This is a genomic window from Metapseudomonas otitidis, assembly GCF_011397855.1.
GTDB lineage: Bacteria > Pseudomonadota > Gammaproteobacteria > Pseudomonadales > Pseudomonadaceae > Metapseudomonas > Metapseudomonas otitidis.
On sequence record NZ_AP022642.1, the window covers coordinates 5,498,306 to 5,519,310 of the forward strand.

Here is a 21,005-nt window from a genome sequence, read left to right on the forward strand (position 1 = left end):
CGCTAGAAGCGGAACACCTCCACATCGGTACGCACCGGAGCCGCCATCGGGATCTTTGGTTGCGCCGGCTCCCGGCTGTTGCGCGCGGGCGCGGGGCTGGGCTTGCGCGTCTCCCCGGCAGCGGGCGCGGAGGCCTGGCCCTCCAGGGGTTTCACGGCACCCGCGAGTTGCTCGGCCAGTTGCTGCAGCAACTGGCTCTGGGCGCGAACCTGATCGCCCGCCGAACCGTCATGGGGCTGTTCCAGGCGCACCAGGCGGCTGTCACGCAGTTGGCCGGCCTTGTCCAGCACCCGCCACTGGGCTTCCAGCACCGCCGGGCGCTGGGGGCCGGAGTCCAGGCGGTTGATGCTCAGCAGCACCTGGGCGTCCGGGGTGAAACCCGGGTTGGCAGGGGCCAGCACCAGGCGCTGACTGTCCAGGCGCCAGGCCAGTTGGCGCAGCAGGAGCTGGTCGATGTCGCCGGCCAGGCTGCCGGCCCAGCGCCCCTCGGTGGAGGCGGTCAGGCTGCCGTCGGGCTGGCGTTGCAAGAGGGTTTCGCGCTGCAGGTAGTCCGCCACGGACACTGGGCCCAGCAGCACGGCCATGCCGGCAGCCTGGGAGGGCAGCTCGGAGTTGCCGGTCTCCAGCTGGTAGAGCGGCGCGGGTGGGGTGTGGACGCAACCCGCCAGCCCCAGGAGGCTGGTCAGCAGCGCCAGGAGTGGAAGTCGTACGACGTTCATCTGTCTGCTCTTCCGGGCCACACGCGGCGGCCCTGTTCGAATTCATCTCGGGGCGCCCGCCATGGCGGGGCCGTCAGGGGGCACTATCATCCGCCAATGCGGCGGACGACTCCAGCCTCGCGCGTCGAATGGCAGGCGCCAAGGCGCCGCCGGGCGGTCAGCCCGGCAGCTCCACCTGCAGTGCATCGACCCGCTGGAAGCCACGGGGCAGCTTGTTGCCACGCCGTCCGCGCTCGCCCTTGTAGTGCTCCAGGTCGTCAGCCTTGAGCGACAGCGTGCGCTTGCCGGCTTGCAACACCAGGGTGGCGCCGGCGGGCAGCACGGCCAGGTCGGCCAGGTATTCCTCGCGGCTGGCAACGCGCTCGCCGGGGATGCCGATGATCTTGTTGCCCTTGCCCTTGGCCAGCTGCGGCAGGTCCGCAACCTTGAACAGCAGCAGGCGCCCTTCGGTGGTCACGGCGGCGAGGCAGTCCTCCTCCAGGCTGCCGAGAGGACGCGGCGCCATCACCCGCGAACCTTCCGGCAGGCTGACCAGCGCCTTGCCGGCCTTGTTCTTGGCCTGCAGGTCGGCACCCTTGACCACGAAGCCGTAGCCCGCGTCCGAGGCGATCACGTAGAGCGCGTCGTCGTCCGGCAGCAGCACACATTCGAAGGTGGCCCCCGGCGGCGGCGTCAGGCGGCCGGTGAGCGGCTCGCCCTGGCCACGGGCGGACGGCAGCGAATGGGCCGCCAGGGAGTAGCTGCGGCCGGTGGAGTCGATGAACACCGCGAACTGGTTGGAGCGGCCCGGCGCTGAGGCCTTGAAGCCGTCGCCCGCCTTGTAGGAAAGCCCGGTGGCGTCGATGTCGTGGCCCTTGGCGCAGCGCACCCAGCCCTTCTCCGAGAGCACCACGGTGACCGGCTCGGTGGGCATCAGCTCGGTTTCCGACAGGGCGCGGGCCTCGGCGCGGGCGACGATCGGCGAGCGGCGCGCATCGCCGTAGGTCTCGGCGTCCTTGATCAGCTCCTCGCGCACCAGCTTCTTCAGCTTGGCGTCGCTACCCAGCAGGGCCAGCAGCTTCTTCTGTTCCTTCAGCAGCTCGTCCTGCTCGCCACGGATTTTCATCTCTTCCAGGCGGGCCAGTTGGCGCAGGCGGGTGTCGAGGATGTAGTCGGCCTGGGCTTCGCTGAGCTGGAAGCGCTCCATCAGCACCGGCTTGGGCTGGTCCTCGGTGCGGATGATGTGGATCACCTCGTCGAGGTTGAGGAAGGCGATCAGCAAGCCATCCAACAGGTGCAGGCGCTTCTCCACCTTGTCCAGGCGGAACTGCAGGCGGCGGCGCACGGTGCCGACGCGGTAGGTCAGCCACTCGGTGAGCAGGGTGCGCAGGTCCTTGACCTGGGGACGCCCGTCGAGGCCGATCACGTTCATGTTGACCCGGTAGCTGGACTCCAGGTCGGTGGTGGCGAACAGGTGCTGCATCAGCTCGTCGGCGTCCACGCGGTTGGAGCGCGGGATGATGACGATGCGGGTGGGGTTTTCGTGGTCCGACTCGTCGCGCAGGTCGGCCACCATGGGCAGCTTCTTGGCCTGCATCTGGGCGGCGATCTGCTCCAGCACCTTGGCGCCGGAGACCTGGTGGGGCAGCGCGGTGACGACGATGTCACCGTCCTCGACGCGGTACACGGCGCGCATGCGCACCGAACCACGGCCCGTTTCGTAAATCTTCAGCAGGTCGGCACGCGGGGTGATGACCTCCGCCTCGGTGGGGAAGTCCGGGCCGAGCACGTGTTCGCAGAGCTGCTCGACCGTGGCCGAGGGCTCGTCCAGCAGGTGCACGCAGGCACTGGCCACTTCCCGCAGGTTGTGCGGCGGCACGTCGGTGGCCATGCCCACGGCGATGCCGGTGGTGCCGTTGAGCAGCAGGTTGGGCAGGCGCGCCGGCAGGGTCAGGGGCTCCTGCATGGTGCCGTCGAAGTTGGGGCCCCAGTCCACGGTGCCCTGGCCCAGTTCGGAGAGCAGCACCTCGGCATAACGGGACAGCCGCGCTTCGGTGTAGCGCATGGCGGCGAAGGACTTGGGATCGTCCGGCGCCCCCCAGTTACCCTGGCCGTCCACCAGCGTGTAGCGGTAGCTGAAGGGTTGGGCCATCAGCACCATGGCTTCGTAGCAGGCGGAGTCGCCGTGGGGGTGGTACTTGCCGAGCACGTCGCCCACGGTACGGGCGGACTTCTTGTGCTTGGAGTCGGCATCCAGGCCCAGCTCGCTCATGGCGTAGATGATGCGCCGCTGCACGGGCTTCAGGCCGTCGCCGATGTGCGGCAGGGCGCGGTCCATGATCACGTACATGGAGTAGTTCAGGTAGGCCTGCTCGGTGAACTCGGCCAGGGAACGGCGTTCCACGCCTTCCAGGGAGAGATCGAGGGTTTCGCTCATGCGTGCCTCACGGTGTCAGGTGTTGGCGCAGCACCAGGGTGCCGTCGCGCTGTGTGAATTCGAGTTGCTTGAGGGCGCTCATGCCGAGCAGCACCTCGTCGCCATCCATGCCGGGGGCGATGATGGCGGGCACCTGGGCAAGGTGGATGTCGCCCAGCTGCAGCTCGTCCAGATGGGTGCGATGACCGGTGGCGCGGCCATTCGCGGTACTCAGGGTGATGGGCTCGCCGCGCTTGAGCGCCAGGCGCCGGGCCAGCGCTTCAGGCACGGCAACGGCGGTGGCGCCGGTGTCCAGCAGGAAGGTCACGGCCTGCCCATCGATACGGCCATTGGCGAGGTAATGCCCCTGGCTGCCACTGGCCAGGCGCACTTCCACATAGCCATCGCCACGGGTGGAGGTGGGCGCCTGGTTGGGATTGCGCTTGCCGTCTTCCCAGCGGCCGAAGAAGTGTGTGGCCAGGAGCATGGCAGTGCCCCAGGCGAGCACCAGCATCACCCGGCCCGCACGCTTGCCCGGCGCCTGCTGGGTCATGGTGCTTCCCAGCCTCCGGTCGGCTTGGCAAAGCGCCACACGATCGGGCGCGACTCGCCGTCGGCGCGCACGCTGGAGCCGTTGTCGACGCCGATCCAGGCGCCGTCGGCGTCGACCACCAGCGCCTCGGCCATGCCCCAGTCCACGTCGTAGCGACGGGGCTCGGTGAGGGCTTCGGCGGCGAACGACCAGCAGCGCTCCACCAGGCCCTTGGCCGGATCGCGGCGGCAGACCTTATGGGCATGGCGCTCCAGGGTGAACAGCTTGCCCTTGTACAGCGACAGGTCGGCGAAGTCCTTGGCCATCGGTACCGCACGCCCCAGGGTCGGCGGCGGGGTGTCCTCGCCGGCCTCGCTGAAGATCACGCAACCCCCGGAGCACGACCAGGTGGACTGTTTGCGGTGCACCACCATCAGCCCACGGCGCTCGCGTTCGGCGGCCAGCCACAGGCGCTCCCCAGCGGGGTCGATGGCAATGCCTTCGAGCAGCGCATTGAAGTGCAGCAGCATGCCACTGGCACGGGCCTGGCGGACCAGGCTGTCCGGCAGGCGCAGCCAGTCGGCGGTGCCGTCCGGGCGAACCTGCAGCACGGCGGCATGGGCTTCGCTGAGCAGGTAGCGGTTGCCGGCGGCATCACAGGTGATGCCTTCCAGGTCCAGCTCGTTGCCACGGAACAGGTTCATGAACCAGGTGCGCGTGCGCACGCCCCAGGGCAGGCCACTGGGCGGCGGCGGCGGTGCCTCAAAGGCTTCCGCGCGCGCCTGCAGGACGCCATCCACCGGTTCCAGCACGAACAGACGGTCATCAACCCGGTCGGACACGCTCTGCAGCGCCTTGCCACACACCGCCAGGCCGGACAGGTTGCCGCCGTCCATGCCCACCACCGGGTACTCGGCCACCAGCCGTAGTTCTTCCACCGGGGCAGCGGCCCACAGCGACGGGGCAGACAGCAGCAGGGCGAGGAACAGGCCCGCCCTCACACCTGGACCTCGACCAGGTTGCCCTTGGATTCGAGCCAGCTCTTGCGGTCGCTGGCGCGCTTCTTGGCCAGCAGCATGTCCATCATCTCGTGGGTCAGGCTGCCGTCGTCGAGGGTCAGTTGCACCAGGCGCCGGGTGTTCGGGTCCATGGTGGTTTCGCGCAGCTGCAGCGGGTTCATCTCGCCCAGGCCCTTGAAGCGGGTGACCTGGGGCTTGCCGCGCTTCTTCTCGGCTGCCATGCGGTCGAGGATGCCGTCGCGCTCGGCGTCGTCGAGGGCGTAGTGGACCTCCTTGCCCAGGTCGATGCGGTACAGCGGCGGCATGGCGACGTAGACGTGGCCGGCTTCCACCAGCGGACGGAAGTGACGCACGAACAGGGCGCAGAGCAGCGTGGCGATGTGCAAGCCGTCAGAGTCGGCGTCGGCGAGGATGCAGACCTTGCCGTAGCGCAGCTGGGACAGGTCGCTGGAGCCGGGGTCGATGCCGATGGCCACGGCGATGTCGTGGACCTCCTGACTGGCGAGCACTTCGCCGCCGTCGACTTCCCAGGTGTTCAGGATCTTCCCGCGCAGCGGCATGATCGCCTGGAACTCCTTGTCCCGTGCCTGCTTGGCGGAGCCGCCGGCAGAGTCACCTTCCACCAGGAACAGCTCGGCGCGCATCGGGTCCTGGCCGGCGCAGTCGGCCAGCTTGCCGGGCAGCGCCGGGCCCTGGGTGATCTTCTTGCGCTCGACCTTCTTGCCCGCCTTGAGGCGGCGGCCGGCGTTGCTGATGGCCAGTTCGGCCAGTTGCAGGCCCAGCTCGGGGTGAGCGTTGAGCCAGAGGCTGAAGGCATCCTTGGCGACGCCGGAGACGAAGGCGGCCGCCTCACGGGAAGACAGGCGCTCCTTGGTCTGCCCGGAGAACTGCGGGTCCTGCATCTTCATCGAGAGGACGAAGGCGATGCGCTCCCAGATGTCCTCGGGGGCCAGCTTGACCCCACGCGGCAGCAGGTTGCGGAATTCGCAGAACTCGCGCATGGCGTCCAGCAGGCCCTGGCGCAGGCCGTTGACGTGGGTGCCGCCCTGGGCCGTGGGGATCAGGTTGACGTAGCTCTCCTGCAGCGACTCGCCGCCCTCGGGCAGCCACAGCAGGGCCCAGTCCACCGCCTCCTTGTCACCGGCCAGGCTGCCGACGAACGGTTCGTCGGGCAGGCGCAGGTATTCGCTGACGGCGTCCACCAGGTAGGAGCGCAGGCCGTCCTCGTAGTGCCATTCGACGCGCTCGCCAGCGGCCTTGTCCTCGAAGGTGACCAGCAGGCCCGGGCAGAGCACGGCCTTGGCCTTGAGCACGTGCTTCAGCCGGCTGACGGAGAAGCGGTGGGAGTCGAAGTACTTGGCGTCCGGCCAGAAGTGCACGCTGGTGCCGGTGTTGCGCTTGCCGACGGTGCCAATGACTTCCAGGTCGCTGGCCTTGAAGCCATCGGCGAAAGCCATGCGGTATTCGTTGCCCTCGCGCTTGACGCGCACCTCCACACGGGTGGACAGGGCGTTCACCACCGAGATGCCCACGCCGTGGAGGCCGCCGGAGAACTGGTAGTTCTTGTTGCTGAACTTGCCGCCGGCATGGAGCTTGGTGAGGATCAGCTCGACGCCGGGCACCCCTTCCTCGGGGTGGATGTCGACGGGCATGCCGCGGCCGTCGTCGATCACTTCCAGGGAGTTGTCCTCGTGGAGGATCACCTGGACGCTCTTGGCATGGCCGGCCAGGGCTTCGTCGACGCTGTTGTCGATGACTTCCTGGGCCAGGTGGTTGGGCCGGCTGGTGTCGGTGTACATGCCCGGGCGCTTGCGCACCGGGTCCAGGCCGGAGAGGACTTCAATGGCATCCGCGTTGTAAGTGGCCATGGATTCCCTTTCGTTCAAAGGTCGGAAAAATCGATGTCCCGCCACTGCTGGGCGGGGAAACCGGCATACGCCAGCAGGGCCGGCAAATGGGCGGGGAAGCGCTGGAACCCATGGTCGCCGCCGGCCTCGATGCGCAGGGCACAGGCACGGTAGAAGCGCTCGGCTTCGCGGTAATCCAGGGTTTCGTCGGCGGTCTGCAGCCAGACCTGGTAGCGGCTGGCGTCCTGCGGGGGTGCCACTTCCAGCGCTGCCAGGGCGTCCACATGGGCCTGGGTCAGCTCCCATTCCTCGCCGCTGTAATAGTTCTTCTGCGGCCCGAGGCGGCCCTCGAACAGCCGGTGCGGGTTCACCGCCGGGTTGATCAGGATGGCCTTGAGCCCGTGCCGCTCCGCAAGGTGGGTCGCATAGTAGCCGCCCAGTGAGCTGCCGACCAGCACCGGCCGGCCCAGCTCGGCGAGGGCCGCCTCCAGCTGCTCGATGGCCTGGCGCGGGTCATGGTGCAGGGCCGGCACGCGCAGCCGCTCGGCCTGCCCCATGCGCTGCATCAGGGCAGTGAGCTGGAGGGCCTTGCGGGAGTCGGGTGAGCTGTTGAAGCCGTGGATATAGAGGATGGCGGTGGCGGCGGTGGGCACGTGGCGTCCTGGGGTGTGTGGCTGGCAGTCGTACTTCTTGCCGTGCCTCGGCGCCAAGGTCAATAACCTTTGACGCTGTAGTCCACTTCGAAATCGATTCCGGTGACCCGCGATACGCCGGTCTCCAGGCGGCCATCGCCGTGCAGCCTGAGCCAGCGGTAGCCGGGGGCCTCGCCGCCGACCTGGAACTCCTCGCTCCCCGGCGCGAACTGCACGCAGGTGGAGGGCGAGGCCAGCAGGCGCACGCCGTCGCGCAGCTGGTCGAACTCCTGGTGCACATGGCCCCAGAGCACGCCGCGCACATTGCTGAAGCGCGCCAGCACCTCGAACAGGGCGTCCGGGTTGCGGATGCCGATCGGGTCCATCCAGCGGCAGCCGATGGGCACCGGGTGGTGGTGGAAGCTCACCAGCACATGACGATCACCGGCTTCGCTCAGCGCCTGCTCCAGCAGGGCCAGCTGGGCGGGCGGGAAATGCCCGGGCACGGCACCGCCGATGGTGGAATCCAGCAGCACCACGCGCCAGGCGGGGAAGTCGATCACCGGTTGCAGCAGGTCGCTGTCGCGGCACACCTGCTCCATCACCTGGACCTCGTCGTGATTGCCGGGGAACCAGCGGCACGGCGCGGGAATGCGGGCACAGAGATCACGGAAATGGACGTAGGACTCGGGACTGCCGTCCTGGGACAGGTCACCCGTGGCCAGCACCAGGTCGATGGCGGGCTGTTCCTCCAGCACCTGGTCGATGACGCGGCTCAGGCTGTCGTGCGTATTCATGCCCAGCAGCCGTCCTTCTTCTTCGGCGAAGAGGTGGCTGTCGGACAACTGCACGAGCAGGACCGAAGGAGCAGCGGCGTGGCGGTTCGCGCTGGACAAGACAGTCTCCTGGGGGTGAATGCCACGAATTATGGTGGCACAAGCGTGACGCGGTAAACCCGAGAACCGGGAATGGTTCACAGTTAGCGCGCCCCGGGAGATGGGCGGAAAGAAGTTTCCTACAAGACGACGGGTTCGACTTCGTGACCACAGGCCAGGCAGTGGGACAGCCACTCACCCAGGAAGAGGTTCAGCTGGCTCTTCTCGTCCGGCTGGTGCATGTCGACATTGGGGTAGGGATAGAAGCTGCGCAGGCGCCGTGCGTTCTCGGCAGCGACCACCTCGGCCATGCGTGCGTCGTGGTACACGCGGACCTCCAGCTGCGGGGACGGCAGCCAGGGCAGCGGCAGCTCCTGGCGCACCTTCAGCGTGGTGGTGTAGGGGCATGCCTCCACCACGTCCAGCGCCAGCACCCCCAGCAGGTGCTCGCCCTGGCTCAGGGCCACGCGGCGCGAGGCCTGGGCCTCGCGCATCTGGGGCAGCAACCGCATCAGCCGGGCGTAGTTGGCCTCACAGGCGGCTTGCAGCCCGGCCAGGTCCACCCGGTAGCGGTCGCGCAACAGGTTCACGTCCACATCCCCCGTACTTCGTCGCGGTTCAGCGCCAGCCATTGCAGGGCAATGATGGCGGCAGCGTTGATGATGCGCCCCTCGCGCAGGGCGGCCAGGGCATCGGCGAAGGACAGCACGTGGACACGGATGTCCTCCCCCTCCTCCGCCAGACCGTGTACGCCACCGGCACCCTCTGCGGTGCAACGGCCTACGTACAAATGCACGAATTCGTCGGACCCACCGGGTGAAGGATAGTAGGCGGTGATGGGCCAGAGGGAAGTCAATGTCAGGTCAGCCTCTTCGACGGCTTCGCGTCGGGCCACCTCTTCCGGTTCCTCGGCCTTGTCGATGAGGCCGGCCACCAGTTCGAGCATCCAGGGGTTCTGGCTCTTCTCCATGGCGCCGACACGGAACTGCTCGATGAGAACCACCTCGTCGCGTTGCGGATCGTAGGGCAGCACGCAGACGGCATCGTGGCGCACGAACAGCTCGCGGCTGAGTTCCGGGCCCATCTGCCCGGAGAACTGCCGATGACGCAGGCGCAGGCGGTCCAGGCGGTAGAAGCCGCGGAAACACACCTCGCGCTCGATCACGTCGATCGCATCAGGGCCGGGTTTGAAGGTGTCTGTCATTGCATCTCGCTCTGTCGGGTGGTTCTGCGTCCGCGCATCCTACTCCGCCGTTTCGGCTTTGCGCAGCCTCTTTGCAGGCGGGCCGGGGACTGGGATCATGCGTTCCCTCCTGCCCGGCGCCGCGAACTCATGGCGCCGGGAACAGTCGAAAACCGCACCGTCCAGCAGACAGCCGATCCGATGACCGATTCCCTCTCCCTGCGCAAAAAACTGGCGCTCGCCGCCTTCACCCTCCTGCTCGGCGCCTGCCAGAGCCTTGCGCCCGACACCGGCCTGAAGGTCGAACGCCAGGCCTGGGAACACCTCAAGCCCGGTTGCCAGGGCGAGAGCTGCCCGCTGGTGAACATCGACGTGGTGCACTTCCCCGACGCACCGGCGCTGGAAAGCCTGGTCAACCGCCGCCTGCTGCAGATGACCCAGGACGCCCCCGGCACGCCGCTGCCGGCTTCGCTGGCCTCCTACGAACGGGACTTCCTCGCCCGCGCCGAGCCCGGCTGGGCCAGCTACCTGCAGGCCAAGGTACGCGAGCAGCATGACCAACTGACGATCATCGAACTCTCCAGCTACCTGGCCACTGGTGGTGCCCACGGCATGCCAGGGCGCGGCCTCATCACCTACGACCGCAAGCGCGAGCAGGCGCTGACCCTGCGCGACATGCTGCTGCCCGGCCAGGAAGAAGCCTTCTGGAAGCTGGCTGAAGCGGCGCACCAGCGCTGGCTGGCGGCCAACAAGCTGGACCAGGATGCCGACTTCGCCAGCACCTGGCCCTTCCAGCGCACCGAGCACGTGGCCCTGACCCGTGGCGCGATGCTGCTGAAGTACGACGTCTACAGCATCGCCCCCTACGCCAGCGGGCACCCGGAGCTGGCCATCCCCTACCCGCAGCTCAACGGCATCCTCAAGCCGGAGTATTTCCCCGGCCGAGGCTGATCCGCCCGAGCCCCCACTGCAGCAAGCCGGCCGCCAGCAGCGCCGGCAGGGTCGCCCCCAGCTCCGGCCAGCGGGCGGCCAACAGGTGGTACAGCGCCACACCGCTGCCCCAGGCCACCAGGGTGTCCCAGCGCAGCACACGGCGCGGCGCCAGCTCCGCACGGCGCTGGCGCAGAATGAAGTGATCCACCAGCACCACGCCGAACAGCGGCGCGAATACCGAGCCGATCAGCAGCAGGAAGTTCTGGTACTCCGCCAGCGGCGCGAAGGCCGCGATCAGGGTGCACAGCACACCGATGGCCAGGGCTAGCTGCTCCACCTTCAGCGGCAGCAGGATGCCCGCCGAAACGGCCGCCGAATGGATATCGGCAAAGGCCTTCTCCGACTCGTCCAGCAGCACCAGCAACAGCGGAATGCCCATCCCGGCACCGGCCAGGGCCAGCAGCAGGGCGTTGGCATCGCTGCCCTCGGCGAACGCCAGGGTGTAGGCCACGCCCAGGCTCATCAGCCACAGGCAGCCGACGAAGAAGCCCAGGGCCGAACCGACGAACACCCCCGAGCCCCGCCGCCCGAAGCGCGTGTAGTCGGCGATCAGCGGCAGCCAGGACAGCGGCATGGCGATGGCGATGTCGAAGCCCAGGGCAAAGCCCATCGAACCGTCACCGGCCTTGGCCAGGATGGCGCCCAGGTCCGCACGGCGCAGCAGGTCCCAGGTCAGCCACAGGCAGGCCCCCAGCAGCAGCCAGATGCCCCAGCGCCGCAGGATGCGCCGCACGAAAGCCAACGGGCCGGCCACTGCCAGCAGGGTCGCCAGGCCGCCGAAGACCAGCGTCCAGAGCAGCGGCGAGGTCCAGGCGCCCTGCTCGCCGAAGCTGCGGCTGGCCAGCAGGCTCGCGGCATCGCGCATGACGATGATCTCGAAGGCACCCCAGCCCACCAGTTGCAGCAGGTTGAGCAACGCCGGCAGGGACGCGCCGGCCGAGCCGAGGCTGAGCTTCATCGCCGCCATGCTCGACAGCCCGGTGTCGCTGCCGATCAGCGCCGCAGCCCCCAGCAGCAGCACGCCGACGCCGGTGCCCAGGAGGATCGCCAGCAGCGCATCGCCCCCACCCAGGCCTGGCGCCAGCAGCGCACCGGTCTGCAGCACCATCAGGCCGAGGCCCAGGGAGAACCAGAAGGAAAACAGGTCGCGCGTGCCGAGAACGCGCTGGTCGAAAGCGACCGGGATGGACGGCGAGTAGCGAGGCGAGGTGTTCACGTAGCGGATGCCCTGGTTGGACGGTGGCAAGGGTTGGCCCACAAACCGCGAAGCCGGGCATCAGGCCCGGCTTGCGAAAGAGGGTGGATCGGGGCGCCGGCGATGCCTGGGGCACGCCGGGCCCGGCTCGGTCAGACCTGCTTGTAGATCACCGAGCCTTCTTCGCGGAACCGCCCGGACTGCTCGGCGAACCCGGCCTGGATGGCCTTCTGTTCATCGGTCAGCCCGTTCTCCTTGGCGTAGTCGCGCACTTCCTGGGTGATCTTCATGGAGCAGAACTTCGGCCCGCACATGGAGCAGAAGTGGGCCACCTTGGCCGACTCCTTGGGCAGCGTCTCGTCGTGGAAGGCGCGGGCGGTGTCCGGGTCCAGGCCGAGGTTGAACTGGTCCTCCCAACGGAACTCGAAGCGCGCCTTGCTCAGGGCGTTGTCGCGGATCTGCGCCCCGGGGTGGCCCTTGGCGAGGTCGGCGGCGTGGGCGGCGATCTTGTAGGTGATGATCCCGGTCTTCACGTCATCCTTGTTCGGCAGGCCCAGGTGCTCCTTGGGCGTGACGTAGCAGAGCATGGCGCAACCGAACCAGCCGATCATCGCAGCGCCGATGCCGCTGGTGATGTGGTCGTAGCCGGGGGCGATGTCGGTGGTCAGCGGGCCGAGGGTGTAGAACGGCGCCTCGTCGCAGCATTCCAGCTGCTTGTCCATGTTCTCCTTGATCAGGTGCATGGGCACGTGACCGGGGCCTTCGATCATGGTCTGCACGTCGTGCTTCCAGGCCACCTTGGTCAGCTCGCCAAGGGTCTCCAGCTCACCGAACTGGGCCGCGTCGTTGGCGTCGGCGATGGAGCCGGGACGCAGGCCGTCGCCCAGCGAGAAGGACACGTCGTAGGCCTTCATGATTTCGCAGATTTCCTCGAAGTGGGTGTAGAGGAAATTCTCCTGGTGATGCGCCAGGCACCACTTGGCCATGATCGAACCGCCACGGGAGACGATGCCGGTGACCCGCTTGGCGGTCAGCGGCACATAGCGCAGCAGCACGCCGGCGTGGATGGTGAAGTAGTCCACGCCCTGCTCCGCCTGCTCGATCAGGGTGTCGCGGAACAGGTCCCAGGTCAGGTCCTCGGCGATGCCGCCGACCTTCTCCAGGGCCTGGTAGATCGGCACGGTGCCGATGGGCACCGGCGAGTTGCGGATGATCCACTCGCGGGTCTCGTGGATGTGCTTGCCGGTGGACAGGTCCATCACCGTGTCCGAGCCCCAGCGGATGCCCCAGGTCAGCTTGGCCACCTCTTCCTCGATGGAGGAGCCCAGGGCCGAGTTGCCGATGTTGCCGTTGATCTTCACCAGGAAGTTGCGGCCGATGATCATCGGCTCCAGCTCCACGTGGTTGATGTTGGCGGGGATGATGGCGCGGCCGCGGGCGACTTCCTCGCGGACGAACTCGGGGGTGATCTCCTTCGGAATGGCAGCACCGAAGCTGTGCCCCGGGTGCTGCTCCTTCAGCAGGCCGGCCTCGCGGGCCTCGGCCAGCTTCATGTTCTCGCGGATGGCGACGAACTCCATCTCCGGCGTGATGATGCCCTTCTTCGCGTAGTGCATCTGCGTGACGTTGTGCCCGGCCTTGGCCCGGCGCGGGTTGCGCACGTGGGCGAAGCGCATGGCCGACAGCTCGGCGTCCGCCAGGCGGCGCTGGCCGAACTCGGAGGTCAGGCCCGGCAGGCGTTCGGTGTCGTTGCGGTCATCGATCCAGGGGCTGCGGATGTCCGCCAGGCCCTTGCGCACGTCGATCTGCACGGCGGGATCGGTGTAGGGGCCGGAGGTGTCGTAGACGGTCACCGGCGCGTTGATCTCGCCACCGAAGGCGGTGGGGGTCACGTCCAGGGCGATCTCGCGCATGGGCACGCGGATATCGGGGCGCGAGCCCTGAACATAGACCTTGTGGGAACGGGGAAACGGCTGGACGGATTGCTGATCGACCTGGGCGCTCTCGCTCAGGTTTCGTTGTTGTTTTGCGGTCATCGGCAGGCTCCTGGGTGATGTCGGAGCGAACCTGAAAGGCAGAGTGCACCGGGGCCGGTGCCGAGAGGGACCTCTCCGGAGTGCAAGGCGGGAGAGGCACATCTTGTTCCCTACGCAGGCCTTAACCTGATCAGGTTCAACGGGATCCGGAACTTTCCGATCTCAGCCTCCGATTCGAGGCACCCCGACAAGAACTCGCGCAGTCTAATCAAGCCCGCCGCCACAAACCAAGCCCGCACCGGTAAATAAATGACCCGCGCGTCAGGAAATCCGCTGAAAACAGTATTGTTCCGGGCAGGCAACATAACGTCCGGCAAACTACACTCAGCCCGCCTGGCGGTTGTCTTGACCGCGTACCACGGCACCCGTAGCCTTGCCCGACCCCACTGAATCCAGGATTGATCATGCTGCGCAGACTCTCACTGGCTGTTGCCGTGGCCTCCGCATTCGCCGGAACCGCCTGGGCAGCCAACGCCCCGCTGTCAGCCAAGACGGACCTTGTAACCGTGTACAAGGACGCGGTCGACAACAACGCCGACCTCGCCGCCGCCCGCGCCAACTTCGAAGCCCAGCGCGAGGCCGTGCCCCAGGCACGTGCCGGCCTGCTGCCGCAGATCAATGGCGGCGCCAGCGCCAACGACACCCGCACCAAGCTGGACCAGCCCTCGGCCACCAGCTCGCGCAGCGGCATCGTCTACCAGGCCAGCCTCAGCCAGCCGATCTTCCGCGCTGACCGCTGGTTCCAGCTCAAGGCCGCCGAGGCCAGCACCGAACAGGCCTCCCTGGAGTTCTCCGCGACCCAGCAGAACCTGATCCTGCAGACCGCCGAAGGCTACTTCGCCGTGCTCCGCGCCCAGGACAACCTCGCCTCCACCAAGGCCGAGGAAGCTGCCTTCAAGCGCCAGCTCGACCAGGCCAACGAGCGCTTCGACGTGGGCCTCTCGGACAAGACCGACGTGCTCGAAGCCCAGGCCGGCTACGACACCGCCCGCGCCAACCGGATGATCGCCGAGCGCAATGTGGAAGACGCCTTCCAGGCGCTGACCACCCTGACCAACCGTGAATACGGCGCCATCGAAGGCATCCAGCACACCCTGCCGGTGGTGGTGCCCAGCCCGAACGACGCCAAGGCCTGGGTCGACACCGCCGCCCAGCAGAACCTCAACCTGCAGGCCAGCAACCACGCCGTGGACGCCGCCGAGGAAACCCTGCGCCAGCGCAAGTCCGGCCATGCCCCGACCCTGGATGCCGTCGCCCAGTACCAGAAGGGCGACAACGACAGCCTCGGCTTCACCAACAGCGGCACCAGCCCCGTGCGCTACGGCAGCGATGTCGAGCAGCGCACCATCGGCCTGCAGCTGAACATCCCGATCTACAGCGGCGGCCTGACCAGCTCCCAGGTGCGCGAGTCCTACCAGCGCCTGAGCCAGACCGAGCAGCAGCGCGAAAGCCTGCGCCGCCAGGTGGTGCAGAACACCCGCAACTACCACCGCGCGGTGAACACCGACGTCGAGCAGGTCAAGGCCCGCAAGCAGTCGATCATCTCCAACCAGAGCGCCCTGGAAGCCACCGAAATCGGCTACCAGGTCGGCACCCGCAACATCGTCGACGTGCTGGACGCCCAGCGCCAGCTGTACAGCTCGGTGCGCGACTACAACAACGCCCGCTACGACTACATCCTCGACAACCTGCGCCTGAAGCAGGCCGCCGGCACCTTGAGCCCGGCCGACCTAGAAGCCCTGGCCGGCTTCCTCAAGGCGGACTACGACCCGGACAAGGACTTCCTGCCCCCGGACCTGGCCAAGGCGGCGGAAGCCAGCCTGCGCAACAAGGCCAACTGACAGGCCCCATGAAAAAGCCCGGCACATGCCGGGCTTTTTCGTTCCTGGGCCATTCAGCCCTCTGCGGGCAAGGGGTACAGCCGCGAATCGAACTGGTCGAGACGGGGGAAGACCAGCGGTTCGTCCTGCTCGATCCCGGCGAGCCGCGCCTGGTACGCCTGCAGGTAGCCGGCCCGCACGTCGTCGCTCACATAGGGCACGTGCCAGGCGACGAACGGCGGCAGCACCGTCATGCCGGTGTAGGCCAGCGTGCCGCGCAGGACCGGTCGCAGCATGTCCTCAAGCGGGCCGTGGATCGCCCCCGGGCCGAACATATGATCGCGCCCGCCCAGGGTCAGGGTCAGCAAGGCGCGCTTGCCCGCCAGCCCGCCCTGGTCGTAGAAGCGCGTGCCGCCGTAGCAGATGCCGGACACCAGCACCCGGTCGAACCAGCCCTTGAGGATGGCCGGCACGGAGAACCAGTAGACCGGGAAGTTGAAGATCACCAGATCCGCCCACAGCAGCTTGTCCAGCTCCTCGCGGATGTCGTCAGCCAGGGTCTGGGCCGTCACCGCCTCGCGCTGCTCCAGGGCGTACACCAGGTAGTCCGGATTGCGCCGCTCGAGGAAGTCCGCCTCGCTGGCCACCGGGTTCCAGTTCATCCCATAAAGGTCCGACACCTTCACCGCGTGCCCCTGCTCCCGGAGCGTCTGCTCGGCGAGCCGGCACAGCGCGGTACAGAAGGAGCGCGGTTCGTTGTGGGCGTGGACGATCAATACATTCATGCGAACTCCCGTCGCGCTGGATCATTGGAAGAGGACACGCCCTGCTCAAGCACCTCGGCCGCGCAACGTGCGATGCGGCGGCAGGCCTCGCGCAGGGGCTCGGCGCCCAGCACCAGGCCCAGGCGGATGTGCCCGGCCGCACTGGGGCCGAAGGCCTCGCCGGCCAGCACCGAGACCCCGTGGCCGTCCAGCAGCCGGTCGGCGAAAGCCTGGGCGGAGAGCCCGGTGGCGCGGATATCCACCATCACGAACATGCCCCCGTCCGGCCGCAGGGCGCGCACACCGGGGCAATCGGCCAGGCAGTCGAGCACCAGGTCGCGGCGCTGGCGGTAGGCCTCGCGCATGGCCTCCAGCTCCGGCAAGCGCGCCTCAAGCGCGGTGCAGGCAGCGTCCTGGATGAAGTCCGGCGAGCCGTAGAGCATGCACAGCGCCAGGTTCTCCAGGTGCCCGCAGAGCGCGCGCGGGCCCACCACCCAGCCCACGCGCCAGCCGGTCATGGCGTGGGACTTCGACAGGCTGTTGAGGGTCGCCGTGCGCTCAGCCATGCCCGGCAGGCTGGCGGGGCTGATGTGCTCTCCCTCGAACAGCAGCTCGCTGTAGACCTCGTCGGAAATCATCCACAGGTCATTTTTCACGCACAGCTCGGCCAGCTTTTCCCAGGTGGCACGCGGCAGGCTGGCGCCGGAGGGGTTGTGCGGGCTGTTGATCGCCAGGGCGCGGGTGCGCGGGGTGATCCGCGCGGCCACGTCCTCGGCCTGCACGCGGAAGCCGTGCTCGGAGCGCACCGGGACCGGCACGACGGTGGCGCCACAGGCCCCGAACACCGCCTCGTAGGTGACGTACATCGGCTCGGCGACGATCACCTCGTCGCCCGGATTGAGCACGCACTGCGCCACGGCATACAGCGCGCACTGCGCACCGGCCAGCACGACCACGTCGTCGCTGGTGACCGCCTGGCCGCTGCGCTGGCTGTGACGACGGGCGATGGCTTCGCGCAGCGAACGCTTGCCGCGCACGTCGGCGTAATGGGTGTTGCCGGCCAGCAGGCTGTCGATGGCCGACTGCACGATGGGCACCGGCGTGTCGAAGTCCGGATCGCCCACCGACAGCAGCAGGATGTCGTCGCCCTGCTCCATACGCGCCAGGGCGCGGTAGTGGATGTCCCAGGCGGCAGCACCGTCGCCGGCGATGCGTTGGGTGAAGTTCGAGTAGCGCATGGGCAGCTCCTTGGGTCAGCGGGCCTGTTGGGCGCAGGCGTGTTTCAGCTCGATCAGGGTCACCCCTGGATGGCGGAAGCCCTCGCGCAGGTCCTGCTCCAGCGCATCCAGGCTCTGCGGCTGGCGCACCTCGCAGCCGTAGGCGCGGCCGAGCAGGGCGAAATCCGGGTTGCGCGGCAGCACGCCGATGGGCTCGATGTCCAGGTCGAGCATGTCGTCGCGGATCTGCCCCAGCGCATCGTTGTTCCACAGCAGCACCACCAGCGGGCTGTCCAGCTCCTCGGTGGCGGTTGCCAGCTCCTGGGCGGTGTAGAGGAAGCCGCCGTCGCCCACCAGCACCAGGCCGGGGCGCTCCGGCGCACCGAACTTGGCGCCGATGCCGGCCGGCACGCCGTAGCCGAGGGTGCCGTAGCCGGTGGGGTGCAACCAGCTGCGCGGCGCCCGGCTGGGGAACAGGTAGTTGCCGCTGTAGGCCAGCTGGGTCATGTCGCTGGCGATGAAGGCGGTGTCCGGCAGCGCCTGGGCGATGCGTTCGAGGATCGCCTGGTGGAGGCGCTGCAGCGGGGCGTGGCTGGCCTCCAGTTGCTCACGCAGCCGGCCGATGCGCTCACGGGCGCTGGCCGCATCCCGCGCGGCAGCCGGCAGCGCGGCGAGCAACGCCTCGGCGGTGGCCTTCGCATCCCCCAGCAGCGCCACGGCGCACGGGTAGAAGTCGTTGAACTTGCGCGAATCGACGTCGACGCGGATCACCTCGCCGGTCAGCGGCAGGCGCTCGCGCCAGTAATCGGTGTCGGCCATCTCGGTGCCGATGGCCAGCACCACATCGGCCTCGGCGATCATGTCCCAACCGGCCTGGGTGCACAGGGTGGCGCCGGCGGCGAGCGGCGCTTCCGGCGCCAGCAGGCCCTTGCCGGCGACGCTGGTGAACAGCGGCGCGGCCAGGCGCTCGCTCAGCGCGGCCAGGGCATCGGCGGCCTGCAGCGCACCGCCGCCGGCGATGATCATCGGGCGCCGGGCGGCCTGGAGTTTATCCACAGCCTGCCGCAGCGCGGCGGCGCAAGGCTGGCCACGGCCGGCACGGCGCACCACCTCATGGGTCCAGTCGCGGGCGACCGGGTTGGCGAGCACGTCCAGCGGCACGGAGATGTGCACCGGGCGCGGGCGCTCGCTGTCAAACACGGCGTAGGCGCGGGCGATCAGCTCGGGCAAATCCTCGGCACTCAGGGCGACGGCGGAAAACGCGGTGATCGGCGCGGTCATCGCACGCTGGTCCTGGGTCTCGTGCAGGCAGCCCCAGCCTTTGCCGAGGCTGGCGGTGTGGTTGACGCTGGAGATCACCAGCAGCGGGATGGAGTCGGCGTAGGCCTGGCCGATGGCGGTGGCGGCGTTGGTCACCCCCGGCCCGGTGATGATGAAGGCCACGCCCGGCTTGCCGCTGACCCGCGCGTAACCATCGGCCATGAAGCCGGCGCCCTGCTCGTGGCGGGTCAGCACGTGGCGGATGCCGCGGCCGGGCAGGCCCCGGTACAGCTCCAGGGTGTGTACACCGGGAATGCCGAACACGGTGTCGACCCCGTAGTTGGCCAGCAGGCGGACCAGGGCCTGGCCGCCGGTGAGAGGTGTGGTCTGTTGCATGGGTCGTCTCCCCAAGGGCTGAAGCGTGACGGTCATTCGGCGAAGCGGATCAGTGCATCCACCGCCACGGCGCCTTCGGCGTCCGCCAGCAGCGGGTTCACATCAAGCTCCAGCAGGCTGTCCACGTGTTCGCAGGCGTAGTCGGCGACGGCGCGTATGGCCTCCACCAGCGCCTCCAGGTCCACCGCCGGGCGGCCGCGAAAGCCGGTGAGCAGCGGCGCACTGCGCAGGCTGAGCAAGGCATCGCGGATCGCCGCATCGGTGGTGGGCAGCAGCAGGCTGCGGCTGTCCTTGAGCAACTCGACGAGGATGCCGCCGGCCCCCAGCACCAGCGCCAGGCCGAAGCCGTTCTCGCGCTTGATGCCGACGATCAGCTCGGCCAACGGCGGGTTGGCCATGCGCTCCAGCAGCACCTGCTCGAAGGGCACGCCGGGCGCGTGGCGGGCGATGTTCGCGCGCATGTCGAACAGCGCCGCTTCCAGCGCCGCCTCGTTACGCAGGTGGAGCGCCACGCCGCCGGCTTCGGTCTTGTGCGGCAGCTGCGCGCTGACCACTTTCAGCGCCAATGGGAAGCCGACGTCGGCGGCCGCTTCACGGGCTTGCGCAGGCGTGCTCAGGCCGGCACGCGGCAGCGGCAGGCCGAAGGCCTTCAGCGCCTGTTTGGATTGCCACTCGTCCAGCAAGCGGCCTTCGCCATCGAGGGCCTGCGGGCAGAGCGGCACCAGCGCCGCTTCGCCACGGGCCAGCAGCGCGTCGCGGCGCTGGCGGTAATGGGCGATGCGCCCCCAGGCGGCGAGGCCGTCTTCCACGCCTTGCAGCGCGGCGACGCCGTGGGCATGCAGCCGTTCACGGGCCTGCCTGGGCAGCAGCTCCGGCAACGCGGAAGCGATGAAGCCTACCTTGCCGTGGCGCTCCAGCGCCGCGCAGTAAAGCGCCAGCAGCAGGTCGCACTGCGGGCGCTCGCCGGTTTCCTCGCCGGGGTAGTCCAGCACCAGCAGGGCGGCATCGGCGTCGGTCTGCAGGGCGCTGTCGAGCATGCGCTCCAGCGCCGGGCCGTCGCCCCAGATGGCGGTGGTGAAGTCCAGCGGGTTGGCGATGTTGGCGTAGTCCGGCAGCACCTGGGCCAGCTCGGCGCGCTGGGCGTCGACCAGCTTGGGCAGGGCCAGGCCGTTGCGTTCGGCGTAGTCGGCAATCAGCCCGGCGTCGCCACCGGAGCATGCCAGCGCCGCCAGGCGCGGACCGGCCGGCAGGTTGCCGCAGGCGGCCGCCTTGAGGGTTTCAATGAAGCTCACCGGGCCGCTGACGCGGATCACCCCGAGGCGCTCGAACAGCGCGTCGTACAGGGCGTCGGAGCCGGCCAGGGAGCTGGTGTGGCTGAGCGCCAGTTCGGCGCCGATCTGCGACACGCCGGTCTTCAGGGCGATCACCGGGATGCCTTTCTGCAACGCCTTGTAGGCCGCGCGGGCAAAGCCGGGAACGTTCCTCAGCCCTTCCAGGTGCAGGCCGATGGCGGTCACGCGCGGCTCGTCCAGCAGCACGTCCATCAGTTCGGCCACGCCCAGCTGCGCCTGGTTGCCCACCGAGGCCATGTAAGCGATGGGCAGCGAGCGGTCGCTCATGGACAGGTTGTAGGCGAAGTTGCCGCTCTGGGTGAGCACCGCCACGCCCTTCTCCACCCGCTGCCCGCCATGGGCCACCGGCCACAGCGCGGCGCCGTGCAGGTAGTCGAGCAGGCCGTAGCAGTTGGGGCCCAGCAGGGCCATGTCGCCGGCGCTGGCGAGCAGGCGGCGCTGCAGGGCTTCGCCTTCGGCGCCGGTCTCGGCGAAGCCGGAGGCGTAGCAGATGACGCCACCGGCCTCCTTGGCGGCCAGCTCGGCGACGGCCTGCAGGGTCAGGTCGCGATTGGTGGCGACGAACACTGCGTCCGGCCCTTCGGGCAGGTCGGCGATAGTGCGCACGCAGGGCACGCCTTCGAGCGCGTCGTGTTGCGGGTTGACCAGCCACATCGCACCCGGGAAGCCGCCTTCGGCGCAGCGCTTGAGCGCGCGCGCCATGCTGCGGCCACCGATGAAGGCGAGGTGACGGGGCGCCAGCAGGCGCTGGAGGTTTTCGCGTTTCATGG

At 68.6% G+C, this 21,005-nt stretch carries 17 protein-coding genes and 1 riboswitch; of the genes, 2 read left to right on the plus strand and 15 right to left on the minus strand.

Annotation, left to right across the window (positions count from 1 at the left end; genetic code table 11):
• Positions 1–2 precede the first annotated feature (2 nt).
• The 9 genes from PotMrB4_RS25545 to PotMrB4_RS25585 form a co-directional block, all read right to left on the minus strand.
• The gene (locus PotMrB4_RS25545; protein WP_044401095.1) at positions 3–719 is read right to left on the minus strand and encodes a PqiC family protein; all 717 of its coding nucleotides are present in this window, start codon (positions 717–719) and stop codon (positions 3–5) included.
• A gap of 157 nt (positions 720–876) precedes the next feature.
• On the minus strand, positions 877–3,135 hold the full coding sequence (gene parC / locus PotMrB4_RS25550; protein WP_074970568.1) for a DNA topoisomerase IV subunit A: 2,259 nt from the start codon (positions 3,133–3,135) through the stop codon (positions 877–879).
• 7 nt (positions 3,136–3,142) lie between these two features.
• Positions 3,143–3,667, minus strand: a complete 525-nt coding sequence (locus PotMrB4_RS25555; protein WP_172434794.1) for a retropepsin-like aspartic protease family protein — start codon at positions 3,665–3,667, stop codon at positions 3,143–3,145.
• Entirely contained in the window at positions 3,664–4,647 is a 984-nt protein-coding gene (locus tag PotMrB4_RS25560; protein WP_172434795.1) for an esterase-like activity of phytase family protein, read from the minus strand. The genes PotMrB4_RS25555 and PotMrB4_RS25560 overlap by 4 nt, the downstream gene beginning before the upstream one ends.
• Positions 4,644–6,533, minus strand: coding sequence for a DNA topoisomerase IV subunit B (gene parE / locus PotMrB4_RS25565; RefSeq protein ID WP_044401084.1), 1,890 nt, complete (start codon positions 6,531–6,533; stop codon positions 4,644–4,646). The genes PotMrB4_RS25560 and parE overlap by 4 nt, the downstream gene beginning before the upstream one ends.
• Before the next feature lie 14 nt (positions 6,534–6,547).
• Entirely contained in the window at positions 6,548–7,165 is a 618-nt protein-coding gene (locus PotMrB4_RS25570) for a YqiA/YcfP family alpha/beta fold hydrolase (RefSeq protein WP_172434796.1), read from the minus strand.
• A 59-nt stretch (positions 7,166–7,224) separates the two neighbouring features.
• Entirely contained in the window at positions 7,225–8,040 is an 816-nt protein-coding gene (gene cpdA, locus PotMrB4_RS25575) for a 3',5'-cyclic-AMP phosphodiesterase (RefSeq protein WP_074970576.1), read from the minus strand.
• Between the two features lie 119 nt (positions 8,041–8,159).
• Positions 8,160–8,615, minus strand: a complete 456-nt coding sequence (locus PotMrB4_RS25580; protein WP_069560628.1) for a DUF1249 domain-containing protein — start codon at positions 8,613–8,615, stop codon at positions 8,160–8,162.
• Positions 8,606–9,223 carry an NUDIX domain-containing protein gene (locus tag PotMrB4_RS25585; RefSeq protein ID WP_044401072.1) on the minus strand — a complete coding sequence of 206 codons (618 nt, stop codon included), beginning with the start codon at positions 9,221–9,223 and terminating at the stop codon, positions 8,606–8,608. The genes PotMrB4_RS25580 and PotMrB4_RS25585 overlap by 10 nt, the downstream gene beginning before the upstream one ends.
• A 180-nt stretch (positions 9,224–9,403) precedes the next feature.
• Between PotMrB4_RS25585 and PotMrB4_RS25590 the strand changes: the two genes are divergently transcribed.
• Positions 9,404–10,153 (plus strand): RsiV family protein, encoded by a 750-nt coding sequence (locus tag PotMrB4_RS25590; RefSeq protein WP_172434797.1) that lies wholly within the window; start codon positions 9,404–9,406, stop codon positions 10,151–10,153.
• Here PotMrB4_RS25590 and cytX read toward each other — a convergent pair.
• Entirely contained in the window at positions 10,122–11,411 is a 1,290-nt protein-coding gene (gene cytX, locus PotMrB4_RS25595; RefSeq protein WP_172435155.1) for a putative hydroxymethylpyrimidine transporter CytX, read from the minus strand. The two genes, PotMrB4_RS25590 and cytX, sit on opposite strands and share 32 nt — an antisense overlap.
• A gap of 131 nt (positions 11,412–11,542) precedes the next feature.
• Positions 11,543–13,426, minus strand: coding sequence for a phosphomethylpyrimidine synthase ThiC (gene thiC / locus PotMrB4_RS25600; RefSeq protein ID WP_107329283.1), 1,884 nt, complete (start codon positions 13,424–13,426; stop codon positions 11,543–11,545).
• A 90-nt stretch (positions 13,427–13,516) separates the two neighbouring features.
• Positions 13,517–13,623, minus strand: a riboswitch (TPP riboswitch).
• Positions 13,624–13,830: 207 nt separating this feature from the next.
• On the opposite strand from thiC, the gene PotMrB4_RS25605 reads away from it, so the two are divergent.
• A complete protein-coding gene (locus PotMrB4_RS25605) occupies positions 13,831–15,267 on the plus strand; it encodes a TolC family outer membrane protein (RefSeq protein ID WP_074970584.1) in 1,437 nt (478 codons plus the stop codon).
• 53 nt (positions 15,268–15,320) lie between these two features.
• On the opposite strand, the gene PotMrB4_RS25610 is transcribed toward PotMrB4_RS25605, so the two are convergent.
• The 4 genes from PotMrB4_RS25610 to PotMrB4_RS25625 are packed head-to-tail and all read right to left on the minus strand — an operon-like array spanning position 15,321 to position 21,003.
• Positions 15,321–16,031: an NAD(P)H-dependent oxidoreductase gene (locus tag PotMrB4_RS25610; RefSeq protein WP_172434798.1), complete on the minus strand. Its 711-nt coding sequence runs from the start codon at positions 16,029–16,031 to the stop codon at positions 15,321–15,323.
• Entirely contained in the window at positions 16,028–17,248 is a 1,221-nt protein-coding gene (locus PotMrB4_RS25615) for a pyridoxal phosphate-dependent aminotransferase (RefSeq protein ID WP_172434799.1), read from the minus strand. The genes PotMrB4_RS25610 and PotMrB4_RS25615 overlap by 4 nt, the downstream gene beginning before the upstream one ends.
• Positions 17,249–17,263: 15 nt before the next feature.
• Positions 17,264–18,883: a 5-guanidino-2-oxopentanoate decarboxylase gene (locus tag PotMrB4_RS25620; RefSeq protein WP_172434800.1), complete on the minus strand. Its 1,620-nt coding sequence runs from the start codon at positions 18,881–18,883 to the stop codon at positions 17,264–17,266.
• Positions 18,884–18,915: 32 nt separating this feature from the next.
• The gene (locus PotMrB4_RS25625; RefSeq protein WP_172434801.1) at positions 18,916–21,003 is read right to left on the minus strand and encodes an acetate--CoA ligase family protein; all 2,088 of its coding nucleotides are present in this window, start codon (positions 21,001–21,003) and stop codon (positions 18,916–18,918) included.
• Between the last annotated feature and the right edge of the window lie 2 nt (positions 21,004–21,005).